A 12,854-nucleotide genomic window follows, 5' to 3' on the forward strand; every position below is an offset into this window, starting at 1 on the left:
TATTGCTTGGAAAGATAACAAACCCCGTCTTAACAATAACATAATCCGCCCCATACGGACCATTTTGGCATTATTGTTTTAAAAGCGCATGTATTTGGTAACAGTAATTTCATGATTTGGATACATGGAAAACATGCCGAATGTTCAAATTTGTCCCATAAAGTGCAGAGGTATGCTGAGAAGGAATTTGTTAAAAAATATAGGATTGCTCGCTGCAGGGCTTTCACTGCCGAACTTGACAAACGCGGCCAGCCCAGAGAAACCGTCGCGGGTGCTGCGTATTGCTCATGTAACCGACATCCATGTGCAGCCGCATCTATGGGCGGCGAAAGGGATGGAAAAATGCCTTCACCATATTCAGGACCTGGATATCAGGCCGGACGTTATCTTCAATGGCGGAGACTCTGTGATGGGTGCAGGCGGGATCAGCAAACACAAGGCAAGCAGAGAGTGGAATTTGTTTCACGAGGTCTTACGAAACGAAAACTCTCTCCCGCTCTTCTCATGCATCGGTAACCACGATATATGGGCAAATAAAGAACACAATGCTTTGTTTGGTGACGGGAAAAAGTGGGCCATGGACGAATTCAAACTGCCGGAGCGTTATTATAGCTTTGACAAAAACGGCTGGCATTTCATATTCCTTGACAGCATCCATCCCCAGGAAGACGGCTTCAGGTACTATGCCCGCCTTGATGACAAACAATTCCACTGGCTGGAAAACGACCTCCGGAATGTCGATCCGGATACTCCGGTTATGATTGTATCGCATATACCAATCCTTGCAGCGTGCGTTTTCCTCGATGGCGATACACTGAAAGACAATGAATGGCATGTTCCAGGCAGCTGGATGCACACCGACGCGGCAAAACTGGTAAAGCTGTTTACAAGGCATAAAAATGTACGGCTCTCAATCAGTGGCCACACCCACCTGCTCGATCGTGTCGAATATAACGGCGTGAGCTATTGCTGCAACGGGGCCGTTTGCGGAAATTACTGGTTTGGCAAAACCCAGGAGACCCGGGCAGGCTATGCGATCATAGATCTGTTTGATGACGGCTCCTTCAAAAATGAATACGTGAGCTACCGAAAATGAGTCGCTCAGATCGAAAATTTACCGTCTGCTAATTCAGCCCTGCCGATTATTAAACGATTTTGGTAAGAATGAAGCTGTAGTGTTTGTTTGTATCACTCAAACGGGCAACTGTGGCGGTAACCAATCATACACACACTACAACTTTAACACTATACACACACTTTTCCAAAATGAATACCGTAATCAGAAACTCTCGTTCTCCACTTCTCTTAACCTCTTGTTTCATCTGAGCTACCGAGGAGTAACATGCTTTTCAACTCGCTGCATTTTCTTGTTTTCTTCACACTTGTTACAACGCTATATTACAGTATCCAAACAAAATTCCGCTGGATCCTTCTACTAGTTTCAAGTGCTTATTTCTATGCTTCATTTATTCCCGTATATCTGCTGATTCTTTCCGTCATTATTCTTACCGATTATTTCGCGGGACTATGGATAGAAAAGGCAGTGGGGCGCAAGCGCAGATATCTCCTCATCATCAGCCTGGTTGTAAATATCAGTTTTCTCGCTTTTTTTAAATACTTCGATTTTATAAACGCCAATATTTCCGCTTTGCTTGGCGTAGCTGGTACAAACCACCGTATCCCCGCCCTGAAAGAATATTTTCCCATGATCGCCCTGCCGATCGGGCTTTCATTTCATACGTTTCAATCCATGAGCTATACCATTGAGGTGTATAGGGGGAATCAAAGAGCGGAGCGGCATTTCGGGATATATGCCTTGTACGTGCTCTTTTACCCACAACTGGTGGCCGGCCCGATCGAGAGGCCCCAGAATGTGATCTGGCAATTTCACAAAAACATGGAATACTGTCCGGAAAATCTGAAAGCGGGTTTGTGGATGATCATTTGGGGCATGTTCAAAAAGGTGGTCATCGCTGATCGTCTCGCCCTGGTCACCGACGACGCATTTGGTGCCGTTGCCGATCAAAACGGCTCCACGCTTTTGATAGCCGTATTTTTTTATTGCTTTCAGATCTATTGTGATTTTTCAGGATATTCGGATATCGCCCTCGGGACCGCCAGGGCCATGGGATTCAAGCTCATGACCAATTTTGAATCGCCATATTTTTCCGCCTCGGTTTCTGAATTCTGGAAGCGGTGGCACATATCGCTTTCGACCTGGTTCCGCGATTACGTATATATACCACTGGGTGGTAACCGAAAAAGTAAAATCAGAGTTTATTTCAATCTGATGGTTGTATTCCTTTTAAGTGGCTTGTGGCATGGTGCCGACTGGAAATTTGTTATCTGGGGCGGAATTCATGGTGTTTATCTAATACTCGCTCAGGTCTTCAAATCCCGCCCGAATCCGCAGGCAGAAAAAGGAATCATCAAAATTCTAAACATTGGCTGGACATTCGTGCTGGTGGCATTTGCATGGATCTTTTTCCGGGCTGTCAATATCTCGGACGCTTTTGTAATCATCGGTAAAATATTGACTCTCGCCGATTATTCAGCTCCGGCACTAGCAATTAACAACGCAGAGCTGATTTTTTGTCTGGTTCTGATTTTTTTACTGATGTGTAAAGATTATTATTTCCCAGATTATGTGCCTCCGAAACGCAGATTCTGGATTTCAGCGTTTGCATTTTCTTTCCTGTGCTATCTGTTCGGGGTCTTCACGACCAACCAATTCATCTATTTCCAGTTCTGATATATGGGAAGAGTTTGGCCGCTGCTACTTCGATATGTCGTCCTGGCAACCTCCGCTATGATCCTGACCGTCGGCGTGTCCAAAAATATCCAAAGACGTATCTACTCAGCAGGTATTATCCCGGATCAATATCGCTACGGCGACCTGTACAACACATCTTGCCTGAAAGACTTCAAGGAAGTTGATTTTAACATTAATTCCGAACTTTCACCTTCCGATAAACCCCAAACCAGATTTAAAAATGTAGATCTCTATACCATCGGGGATAGTTTTACCCCTATGGACACCAGCTTTTACGCAGGCGATAAAAATTACCACATCTGGCTTGGGGTGAACCAGGAGAGCGTCACATTAGACCCAACGAAAAATTCTATTCTCGTCATAGAAATAATAGAAAGAACCATTCAGGAAAGACTTAAGAAAGATTTTAAAGCATTGTACATCGACAGGGGTTTCAGCGTCGCGAAGAAACCCGATAACCGGCCCCCCCACCCTCCGCACAGCGGCGCTCATATTTTTGAAAAGTTTGGAGAGCAGATCAATCAGCGTCTGGAGTTTATGCTATTTAATTTCGATCCAATTTTAATTTTAAAGGAACTGAAATCCCAGATAATGCTATCCTGGTTTCATCGTACTCATCCGGGAGCAATCATTTCAAAAGATGAGCAATTTCTTTTCTATCAAATCGAAGCAGACCCACAGAGCCCCTTGTCAGCTTTCTATAGTCTGACGCCCACAGACATCGACTCAGTAGTAACGAACATGAACAGCATTCGTGAGCATTATCTGAAAATGGGGTTCAACGAGGTTTACTTTTGCCTCATTCCCAATAAGACAACCATTTGTGCGCCCTCCTTAGCCAATTACAACGGTCAGATTCCGGCAATAGAGAGCCACCCGAATTTGCAAGCCCCAACGTTGTCGGTAATACAGTCCATCAAACCAAACCCCTCCTGGTTTCACAAGGGAGACGGCCACTGGAACGTCCATGGAAAGAGATTTTGGTTACGGACTGTGAACGGGCTGGTAGAAAAATGGAGCAAGAAAAATACACATAATCACTAAGTATAGTTGCTTACTTCTAATTCAAAATCATGCTGTTAACACAATTTCGGCAATCCGCACACAACATTAAACTGTATTTAGGCAATAATTCAAATCTCATCTCTACACTTATCTGGTTACTTATTTTCCTTACAATAAGCATTTTTTTCTACGCAGTCTTTACGTTCTCATATAATTTCCCTTTTTACGACGACTTCGAAAATATCCTTTTGTTTGCTGAAAACTTCTCAAAGTCAAATAGCGCAGAGGAAAGATTCGTACTGCTATTTAAACAGAATTTCGATCATAGAGTGTTGTTTGCCAGACTGTTGATCATCCTGATGTATCTTGTGACAGGTGAAATAAACATTGATTGGCTGATCGTCCTGGGCGATCTGACACTGATTGGTACTGCACTCATATTTTATCAATACCATGCGGCAAAGAAAATGTCACTTCTTGTCTTTTTCAGTAGCATTTGCCTGCTTTTCCAGGTGCAGCATTATGAGGATTCCATTTCCTGGGCCACGTGCGCATTACAACATGCACCTGTTATTTTTCTCTCTCTCCTGAGCTTTCACCTAGCATTAAATCGAAAAAATCTTTATCTGAGCGGTTCAATGGCTATTTTCTCAATGTTTACCAGTGCAAACGGTTTTTGCTCCATAGTGCTCTGGCTTCTTATAGCAGCCGTTCAAACCAATTCACTGAAAAAAATCCTTTTGCCCGGACTCATTGTGACACTCATAGCTGTCGCCCATTTATTTACCTTGAAGGTTCATTCCGGGTCAATCACTCAGCACATGACCAGCGATGTATGCAATAAGTTCTCTCTATTGTTGTCTTTCGCCGGGCTAATTGCAGATGTCAATATACTGGATAACATAACCCCCAGTATTGTCTTGGGGGCCCTGTTCTTACTCCCGTTGCCGATTATGGTCATAAAGGTGATTGCAGGAAAATCGTCGGAAATTACGACCCTGCAGTGGCTGTGCGGTGCCGGAATTACGATGCTTCTGTTTACCGGATTCTTAATAATTTTTACTCGTGGCGACAATTCCGATTTTTTAGGCTACCGGATGGATCGCTACAAAATTTACGCAGCTTATTTCCCCCTGCTTGCCATTGTGTTCTTTGACGAATATTTGTCAATACCTGGAATAAGAAAGCCTGTTTGTATTTTGATCCCCATGCTGTCATTCATTTTTTGCGTTGGCACCTACTACGTTTACTATGGTAAGATAACGCATTACCAACAAGTAATTACCTCAGACCAAATCAATTCTTCATGGAGCAATACAATCTACAATCCATTGATTTTTAAAAACATATCTCCAAAATCTCTATTTACTTTCCAGCCAGCAAATCATTTCTTACGGCAAAAAAGCAGCCTGGAAATATTGTTGAATGGTATAAACTGGAGATCGGTAAAACGGCGCGTAGCTGTGCAACGGAACGAAGACCGACATAAAATTGTTTTGAAAAACAACAGTTTCGGCATCGGTTACTCTCCGGGCTACGATGCGCTTTATATCGTTGCCGTTGATCGAGCCCATGGCCTACCCAAGTATCTTTTTGTTGTTGATAAAAATTATAAAAATTCGATAAAGCAATTCTACACCAGTTTTAAAAGGCCGATAAAAGAAGGATTTGCGCACACTATTTTTAAACATAAGCTCCAGAATGGGAAATACAATCTCTCGGTTGTAGCAATCCGCAAACATCAGATTGTTAACGTGAGTAGGATTGGCGAAATGGAGGTCAGGTAAGCGCAGACTGATGATTTCTTTTGGTACAGATTTTTCGTAAATTCCGAGATACCACGAACTGCCATCTAAAACATCTTATCTCTATGGAAATCAAATCGAACCACTCTACAGGAAACCGCCCGGACGGAGAAAGAATATTGGATGCGCCCTATGTTTTTACAGATATCCCAAGTTATCTGGAACAATTAAAATCGGAAAAATCATGGGTGAAAAACGACCGCAATGCAATTACCGTTTTCAAATCGGATAAAATTACCATTGTAGTAGCAGTGCTGAAATCAGGCGCGGTTGTAAATGACCACGCGATAGACGAGTGCCTGACTTTTCAAGTGATTTCAGGGGAATTGAAAGTGGAAACCGAAGGCCGCACTTTTTACACCACGCCGGGCCAGATGATGACCTTTCATGCAAAACATAAACACTCCATTCTGGCTCTTGCTGATTCAGAGATAATCATTACAACTTACAAAGGCTGAAAAGCTGGTTTACTATAAATCAAACATCACATCATAAGGCATTTGATTCCTAAATGATGTGATGCATGTTAGTAGGTGAACATTCTATTGGATGCTTTTCTGCATCTTTTGTCTTGACAGCAACGCCCAACCCAATGCCGCGAGAGCTGTAACTGTGCTTATGGTTAAAAAAACCTGATATGGGTTTGAATGCTCCGGCGGTATTGATACCACACCAGTTCCATCAGTAATTGCGGGAGTCATGGTGTAACGGCCGACCTCGGGCACTGCCTTTTCAGGAAAATAGTAAGCCAGTTCGATCAGTTCCTGCTGCATTTCTATCCCGGCCATCGGTCTGCCGTGACCAGCCGCGACGACGTTCGGAAGCAGGGCCGCAAGTTTGCTTACAGAATCTTCGGCCTGAAGCCAGTTGCAAGTGAAATATTTGGGTGGCCCTGACAGAACCTTACGCTGAAAAATAACAGAGAAAACAGATTCCTGCCTGGTAGTAGCGAACGCGTCCCCGGCGATCAGCACCTTGTCCTTTTCCCGCCACAAACTAATATGTCCCGGTGAGTGGCCCGGCGTGTGAATATATTTCCAGTCAGATAAAACCGGGATTGTGGGCATGATATCGGGGAAAACACGAACCCTGCTTCCAAGATTTAGCGCGCTGCTCGGATAAAGGTCCGCCAAATAAGAGACCAGCCCACCTCCTACGCTGGAATCCGGCGGTGGATACGCAGATTTCCCTGTCAGATAGGGAATTTCAAGATAGTGTGCGTAGACAGGTACGTCCCATTCTTCGGACAGCTTCTTTAAAGAGCCTACATGGTCAAAATGTCCGTGTGTGATAATGATAGCCGACGGCCGCGCGTTTTCGCCAAATAAACTGACAGCCATACGTTTGATCTTTGGGTAGGCAGTTTTAAGGCCTGCATCAACAAGTACCCAGGAATTATCCGACGGATTTTCGATCATATAGACATTAACGAAAATGTCCCTCAAACCCCACACGCCTTCCGCAACTTTAAAATGGGAACCCTCATCAACCTTTGTTGTTGTATTTTTCATGTTTGTGCGGGATAAGTTTCAGGAATTATAAAGTAGCCAATGATTAAAATTATGCCACTTCCGATTTCCACAGATGTTTTAAAACGGACAAAAAAAGGAGCGGCCTAAACCGCTCCCCGCACTTGTCTGTCGATGAAATGTTAATGCAATACACTTTGAGCATCACGAAGCCTTTTGACAGTATCGTGCCCGGCCCGCAAAGCAGCTTTTTGTTTTAGGATCAACTCGCGCAGTCCCGGCGTCAAATCCTCAGATTTAAGCGCTGATTCATATGCTTTTTGTGCAGCGTCTTCGCCGAATTCTGAACTTTCCAATGTTGTTTTTCTGTCATCTTTACTAAATGCAGCTCGCACATCCATCCAAACTCTGTAAAGTTTGCCGCTGAGCATTGTGCCGCTTGCAGGTTCACCGCCCAATTTATTTACCTCCGCATTCAACTCTGAAACGTGTTGCCTGCTGTGGTTCGCCAGATTGTTAAACAACGCCCTGATGTCGCTGTCAGTGGTTTCTTCATATGCCTTTTCATATCCTGCGACCCGGTCATTATTAATAAGTATCAGGTCATTCAGTACTTCAATAGCTTCTGAGTTATTAGCCATGACTTTGATTTGTTTGGTAATGCGTCAAAAATGAAAAATATTATTCCACGACCGGAAATGAAGGTTTTTGAAGATTACCTGGGGAGCTTTTTTCACCGTATAGACCGAAAATGGAGATTCAGGCGGAATCTTTACTTGTCGGCGCTCAGCTTTTTCCTGACTTTACTTAAAAATTCGGGAGAAAACCCAAGGTACGAGGCTATGTAGTGCTGTGCAACACGTTGTGGAATAGCAGGGTAACGGTTAAGGAAATCGAGGTACTTTTCGACGGCAGTTGTGGAAATCGTTCGAAAAAGCCTCTCCTGTAACTGAGCGAGATTTCTTTGTACCATCAGGCGAAACATCCGCTCAAAACCCGGAACGGCTGCAAGCAGCTTTTCCTTCGTTTCCGGCGTGAGGATCAATAGTTCACAATCTTCAAGGGTCTCAATGTACATGACACTGGGCTTCTGGCTGTGGAAGCTCGTAATATCACTTACCCACCAGTCTTCTATTGCAAACTGCAGCGTTACTTCTGCCCCGGAGTGATCGATATGATAGGAGCGGATGCAGCCTTTGAGAATGTAGGCTTCAAACTGGCATACCTCGCCCTCCTGAAGCAAAAAGCTCTTTTTGGGATATGTTTTTTTTTGCAGCAATGAATCAAATTTTTCCAGATCCTGCGGAGTAAAAGGCATGCATCTGAGTGCATATTCATTGATTTTTTCAAACATATCAGCCAAAATTATTTCAGTTTTCCCCCAATGCGTGCCGGATTTCGGAATAAAGCAGCCCGCTGCCACCACCATAATGCCTTACGCAGACAATTCCCGGATCAGCGGCTTTACAAATTTCAAGTATGCGGCGTTCAATCTCATCGTCCATACCCACCCCCAAAAGTACCAAATCAAATTCGTTTCCCTGAAAGGCTATAACTGCTTCTTCATAAGAATTTGCTCCTACCCCAAACCAATCTTCATTTTTGTTGATAAGGCGGATGATCGTTTCCAGTATTTCGGGATGATCGGCCAGGACCAGAATTTGTTTTTTCTCCATTTTACCCAAATTTACAATGCTTGTACACTTACCATTTCATAGGTACTTCCATCACCAGCACACTGGCGTCGGTTACAGCTTTGATCGCTACCAAAGGAACATCCCAAACCCCATAACCATCTCTGGTATCCAAAGGCTGAGTATTAACTATCACCTCCCCGCTGATGACAAAAACGTACACACCGTTCGCCTCGTTCTTCAGTCTATAATCGATTCCGAAACCACTTTCCAGATCACCCATATGGAACCAGGCTTTCTGATTGATCCATACTCCTTCGTCATCCCGATGGGGCGACAGTATCTGTAATAATTTGTTTTGTCTGTCACCTTTGCTGTAATCCAGCTGGTCGTAGCGAGGTTCCACATTCAGCGCATCAGGATACAGCCATATTTGCAGGAAAGTGACTGGCTGGTCCTCGTCCTTGTTATATTCGGTATGGTAGATACCTGTCCCGGCACTCATCGCCTGGATTTCGCCCGGGCTAATCACGGCAGTATTTCCCATGCTGTCCTGGTGTTCGAGTACACCTTCAAGAGGAATAGAAATAATCTCCATATTATCGTGCGGATGCCTTCCGAAACCCTTTCCACCATTCACGGTATCATCATTCAAAACGCGCAGTGCACCAAACTGCAGCCTTTCCGGATCGTAATTTCCATGAAAACTGAATGTCTGCGCGCTTTTGAGCCAGCCGTGATCCGCGTAAAAACGCGATGAAGCTTTATGCAAAATGCTATTGCTCATGATCTTTTTCAATTTTATTACCTAAAATTTTTTCGTTGACCAACCGGATTTCTTCTGCCGAAATTGTATGCTGACGACCCGGGTAAATCGCGTAAGTCACAAAAGCGTTCATACGTTCCAGTACTGCAATGCTCTCTTTGACCCTGCTTACCGGAACATGCGGATCGGGATCACCAGTTGAAATAAAAACCGGTGTCTGGCCAAAATCTCCGTGGTATTGCTCAGTATCCAGCGACTGACCTATCAAGCCGCCCGTGAATGCGATGATACCTCCGTAACGTTGCGCATTTCGAGCCGTATATTCCAGCGTCAGACATGCCCCTTGCGAAAACCCTGCGAAATAGATGTTCTCGGGAGCAATCCCGGTCGCCACGATATCCGTAACAAGTTCACCGATAAGCTGCAAAGCTGAGTCCAGAGCAGGCTGATTTTGTTCCACTGGTGCCAGAAAACTATAAGGATACCAGCTGTTATTGGTCGCCTGAGGAGCATATATGGTCGCCCCTTCCAGATCCAGATGACGTTTCAGGGAAATAATATCTTCGGCGGAGCCGCCACGCCCATGCAACAAGACGACGGCCCTGGTGGCTTGTACGGCCGGAGTTCCGGCCGTAACTATTTGTTTATTATGCAGATACATTGTTTTGAAATTTAAAGTACCGATACACGCCTACTTTTAAACCAAGCTGGGCAACACTTTCACTATCTGTGCCCGACGCGGCTCATATTGCGCTGGAAGCTGTAATCCGGATCCCAATTGTTCAACCGTTTCATCCGTTGCAAAACCAGGATTATCGCTTGCAATTTCAAACAAAACTCCACCTGGCTCCCGGAAATAAAGGGAATAGAAATAATTCCTGTCGATTTTATCCGTGATCTGATGTCCTGCATCGAGTACTTTTTTACGGAATTCCATCAGGATATCGTCATTTGCTACCCTGAAAGCGACATGGTGAACAGAACCCCCAGCTACATGCCCCGCTCTTTCGCCAGGCGCCTCTACAAGATCGACGATGGCTGCGTTTTCAACTGCATCAGTCACAAACCGAAATCTGTTTACATGTTCTTCCAGCAAACGATAACCAAAAATATCGGTGAGGATTTTCGCTGTTTCTTCAATTTTATTGCTGGTAATCGTGATGTTGTGAAAACCACGGGTCGCATTTTCGGCGGTTACTTCGCTTGTTTCCCAGGGTGTCCGGTGATCAGCAATTTTAGGGACTGTCAATTCAAATTTCAGGCCGTCAGGGTCAAGAAAGGTAAGGTATTGCTCCCCAAACTTTTCCGAAACCTTATTATAAGTTACTTTATTTGCTTCCAGCCTCTTCAACCAGAAATCCAGACTTCCCTCGGGAACGGAGTAGCCAATTTCGGTAACCTGCCTTGTTCCCCTTCTCCCGGCTGGAATCTGATCACCCCATGGAAAGAATGTAAGGATTGTTCCCGGTGTACCTTCTTTATCTCCGTAATAAAAATGATAGGTGTTTGGATCATCAAAATTGACCGTTTTTTTCACCATTCTCAAACCCAATACGCGGGTATAGAAATCGTAGTTTCTTTTGGCGTCGCTTGCTATGGCAGTGATGTGATGTATGCCGTTGATTGTATTTTCCATGATCATTAAAAGTTTAGTTCTTTTTGTTTTTGTTGATACAAAGATACCATGGACCGAAAGCCCAAAACATTGAACTAGGACAAGAAAGAATGAAAGGAGGAAAAAATCAATTAAACGCAGCTCTGTCCCTGATGATCTTTTCCGCAGCCCGAAGTAAGGCATCGTCTTCGGTAATGCGCTTGTTTTGCTTTGCGGCCTCGAAATACACGCTCATTGGATACTTGCCCTCAAAGCCGGAATCTGTTTCTACCATTGGCACTTTCAGCCGCGCATGCCTGATACTTTCCAAGTCGCTGATAGACACGTAGCTAAGCTCCGGTTTACCCTGGCCCAGATCACAAAGACCAAAAGCAATGTTGTTTGCAGTGTCCAGCTCGGACAACAACCAAATGGCTTTTCCATACTTTGAATGCAGTTTAACAACAGGTTCATGATCCTTACCCAGGTCGTTCTGAACTTCCAGGGCATTGTGAACCATAATTTCAAGCAGATTTTCCGGTATCATTTTGGACATGCCACAAAGGTAAGCGATAGATCCTTCCGGCAATAATTGTGATCGGAATTTAGTGACGTTCATAGCTTACCGTTCAATGTTCTGTCTTTTTGACTTGCTAACAAGCCCTGTAACCGTCAATTTGACATTCGCGAGATTCTGGACGTGTTTTTGATACCTATGTTACAAACAAAATTTGTTGCTATGGATGCCTTTTCAACAATGATTATCGACGCCGTGGAAAAAACAAAAAACGCCGTCGTCAAAATCGATATATACAAAACACAAAACGGGAAATTGCGTCCCGCCGGCTCAGGATCCGGCTTCATATTCTCGTCCGACGGGCTGGCATTTACTAACAGCCACGTTGTAGAAGGGGCGGAAAAAATCATGGTCAGCCTTTTGAATGAAAATGAAATTGAAGCGACTCTTATCGGCAAGGATCCTGACACGGATCTGGCAATCCTTAAAATATATGCGGAAGGTTACTCGGTAGCCAAACTCGGCGATACAAGCCAGTTGCAGATCGGGCAGTTCGTCATTGCGATCGGCAACCCTTACGGATATCAGCATACGGTCACTACCGGCGTTGTAAGTGCGCTTGGGAGGACTTTGCAAACACAATCCGGAAGAATGGTCGACAACGTCATACAGTCGGATGCCGCCCTGAATCCAGGAAATTCTGGAGGGCCCATGATCAATATGGACGGGGAAGTCATCGGCGTTAATACTGCTGTGATTCAGGGGGCGCAGGGGCTAAGTTTTTCAGTTGACATTAATACCGCCAAAGAAATTGCACGGCAGATCATTCAGGACGGGAAAGTCTTCAAGGCCTATCTCGGTCTTCAGTTGCAGGATGTACCTGTCAATGAAAAAATACGCCAGTATTACAAGTTACCAAACCGCAACGGGATTTTCATCACCCGAATCGAACCGGACTCGCCAGCTTCCCGCTCTCAGTTATTGGAAGGCGACATTATCATCTCTTTCAACAACAAAGCTGTTGGCAATTCAAACGAGCTATTTAAGGAACTGACTCAAAAATCGGTACTATCCGTTGTCAACATATCGGTGATCCGGCACGCTGAACTGCTCAATTTCATCATTGTGCCAGTTGAGAAGAAAAACTAGGTTCGCACGGCCCCGAATGCGGAATACGTCCCGAGTTCGTGGCTCAGATTTATAATCCGATCAACGTTAATGGAATGAAATTGCGACCATATTCTGTTATATAAATGACTGTATAGAATTATCGATGAACACATTTAATGAA

The 12,854-nt window shown here is 44.4% G+C and carries 14 protein-coding genes; 6 read left to right on the plus strand and 8 right to left on the minus strand.

Going from position 1 to position 12,854, the window contains the following annotated elements; all coding sequences use genetic code 11:
• The first annotated feature begins 172 nt into the window (after positions 1-172).
• From FBF61_RS06560 to FBF61_RS06580, 5 genes are all read left to right on the plus strand, one after another.
• A complete protein-coding gene (locus tag FBF61_RS06560; protein WP_138476408.1) occupies positions 173-1,096 on the plus strand; it encodes a metallophosphoesterase family protein in 924 nt (307 codons plus the stop codon).
• Between the two features lie 246 nt (positions 1,097-1,342).
• Positions 1,343-2,752, plus strand: a complete 1,410-nt coding sequence (locus FBF61_RS06565) for an MBOAT family O-acyltransferase (protein ID WP_138476409.1) — start codon at positions 1,343-1,345, stop codon at positions 2,750-2,752.
• A gap of 3 nt (positions 2,753-2,755) precedes the next feature.
• On the plus strand, positions 2,756-3,817 hold the full coding sequence (locus FBF61_RS06570) for a hypothetical protein (protein WP_138476410.1): 1,062 nt from the start codon (positions 2,756-2,758) through the stop codon (positions 3,815-3,817).
• 209 nt (positions 3,818-4,026) lie between these two features.
• Positions 4,027-5,565, plus strand: coding sequence for a hypothetical protein (locus tag FBF61_RS06575; protein WP_138476411.1), 1,539 nt, complete (start codon positions 4,027-4,029; stop codon positions 5,563-5,565).
• 83 nt (positions 5,566-5,648) lie between these two features.
• Complete coding sequence (locus tag FBF61_RS06580; protein ID WP_138476412.1) at positions 5,649-6,041, plus strand: cupin domain-containing protein; 393 nt, start codon at positions 5,649-5,651, stop codon at positions 6,039-6,041.
• An 84-nt stretch (positions 6,042-6,125) separates the two neighbouring features.
• On the opposite strand, the gene FBF61_RS06585 is transcribed toward FBF61_RS06580, so the two are convergent.
• The 8 genes from FBF61_RS06585 to FBF61_RS06620 form a co-directional block, all read right to left on the minus strand.
• Positions 6,126-7,094 carry an MBL fold metallo-hydrolase gene (locus tag FBF61_RS06585; protein WP_138476413.1) on the minus strand — a complete coding sequence of 323 codons (969 nt, stop codon included), beginning with the start codon at positions 7,092-7,094 and terminating at the stop codon, positions 6,126-6,128.
• A gap of 140 nt (positions 7,095-7,234) precedes the next feature.
• Positions 7,235-7,693 carry a PA2169 family four-helix-bundle protein gene (locus tag FBF61_RS06590; protein WP_138476414.1) on the minus strand — a complete coding sequence of 153 codons (459 nt, stop codon included), beginning with the start codon at positions 7,691-7,693 and terminating at the stop codon, positions 7,235-7,237.
• Between the two features lie 131 nt (positions 7,694-7,824).
• On the minus strand, positions 7,825-8,406 hold the full coding sequence (locus FBF61_RS06595; RefSeq protein ID WP_138476415.1) for a Crp/Fnr family transcriptional regulator: 582 nt from the start codon (positions 8,404-8,406) through the stop codon (positions 7,825-7,827).
• Positions 8,407-8,422: 16 nt separating this feature from the next.
• Entirely contained in the window at positions 8,423-8,728 is a 306-nt protein-coding gene (locus FBF61_RS06600; protein ID WP_138476416.1) for a response regulator, read from the minus strand.
• Between the two features lie 28 nt (positions 8,729-8,756).
• Positions 8,757-9,473: a pirin family protein gene (locus FBF61_RS06605; protein ID WP_138476417.1), complete on the minus strand. Its 717-nt coding sequence runs from the start codon at positions 9,471-9,473 to the stop codon at positions 8,757-8,759.
• Positions 9,463-10,113, minus strand: a complete 651-nt coding sequence (locus FBF61_RS06610; protein WP_138476418.1) for an alpha/beta hydrolase — start codon at positions 10,111-10,113, stop codon at positions 9,463-9,465. Before FBF61_RS06610 ends, FBF61_RS06605 begins: the two co-directional genes overlap by 11 nt.
• A 36-nt stretch (positions 10,114-10,149) precedes the next feature.
• Positions 10,150-11,088 carry a ring-cleaving dioxygenase gene (locus tag FBF61_RS06615; RefSeq protein WP_138476419.1) on the minus strand — a complete coding sequence of 313 codons (939 nt, stop codon included), beginning with the start codon at positions 11,086-11,088 and terminating at the stop codon, positions 10,150-10,152.
• Positions 11,089-11,194: 106 nt separating this feature from the next.
• Positions 11,195-11,665, minus strand: coding sequence for a DUF2958 domain-containing protein (locus FBF61_RS06620; RefSeq protein ID WP_229214938.1), 471 nt, complete (start codon positions 11,663-11,665; stop codon positions 11,195-11,197).
• A 120-nt stretch (positions 11,666-11,785) separates the two neighbouring features.
• Here FBF61_RS06620 and FBF61_RS06625 point away from each other — a divergent pair, with 120 nt between their 5' ends.
• Positions 11,786-12,712 carry a S1C family serine protease gene (locus tag FBF61_RS06625; protein ID WP_166444440.1) on the plus strand — a complete coding sequence of 309 codons (927 nt, stop codon included), beginning with the start codon at positions 11,786-11,788 and terminating at the stop codon, positions 12,710-12,712.
• The last annotated feature ends 142 nt before the right edge of the window (positions 12,713-12,854 follow it).

It is taken from the genome of Dyadobacter bucti, from assembly GCF_005869225.1.
Taxonomy (GTDB): domain Bacteria; phylum Bacteroidota; class Bacteroidia; order Cytophagales; family Spirosomataceae; genus Dyadobacter; species Dyadobacter bucti.

Coding starts and splice junctions, on each gene's coding strand:
- FBF61_RS06615 (WP_138476419.1), bottom strand. CDS start 11,088: ATGGAAAATACAATCAACGGCATACATCACATCACTGCCATAGCAAGC.
- FBF61_RS06590 (WP_138476414.1), bottom strand. CDS start 7,693: ATGGCTAATAACTCAGAAGCTATTGAAGTACTGAATGACCTGATACTT.
- FBF61_RS06610 (WP_138476418.1), bottom strand. CDS start 10,113: ATGTATCTGCATAATAAACAAATAGTTACGGCCGGAACTCCGGCCGTA.
- FBF61_RS06625 (WP_166444440.1), top strand. CDS start 11,786: ATGGATGCCTTTTCAACAATGATTATCGACGCCGTGGAAAAAACAAAA.
- FBF61_RS06600 (WP_138476416.1), bottom strand. CDS start 8,728: ATGGAGAAAAAACAAATTCTGGTCCTGGCCGATCATCCCGAAATACTG.
- FBF61_RS06565 (WP_138476409.1), top strand. CDS start 1,343: ATGCTTTTCAACTCGCTGCATTTTCTTGTTTTCTTCACACTTGTTACA.
- FBF61_RS06605 (WP_138476417.1), bottom strand. CDS start 9,473: ATGAGCAATAGCATTTTGCATAAAGCTTCATCGCGTTTTTACGCGGAT.
- FBF61_RS06580 (WP_138476412.1), top strand. CDS start 5,649: ATGGAAATCAAATCGAACCACTCTACAGGAAACCGCCCGGACGGAGAA.
- FBF61_RS06570 (WP_138476410.1), top strand. CDS start 2,756: ATGGGAAGAGTTTGGCCGCTGCTACTTCGATATGTCGTCCTGGCAACC.
- FBF61_RS06560 (WP_138476408.1), top strand. CDS start 173: ATGCTGAGAAGGAATTTGTTAAAAAATATAGGATTGCTCGCTGCAGGG.
- FBF61_RS06585 (WP_138476413.1), bottom strand. CDS start 7,094: ATGAAAAATACAACAACAAAGGTTGATGAGGGTTCCCATTTTAAAGTT.
- FBF61_RS06620 (WP_229214938.1), bottom strand. CDS start 11,665: ATGAACGTCACTAAATTCCGATCACAATTATTGCCGGAAGGATCTATC.
- FBF61_RS06595 (WP_138476415.1), bottom strand. CDS start 8,406: ATGTTTGAAAAAATCAATGAATATGCACTCAGATGCATGCCTTTTACT.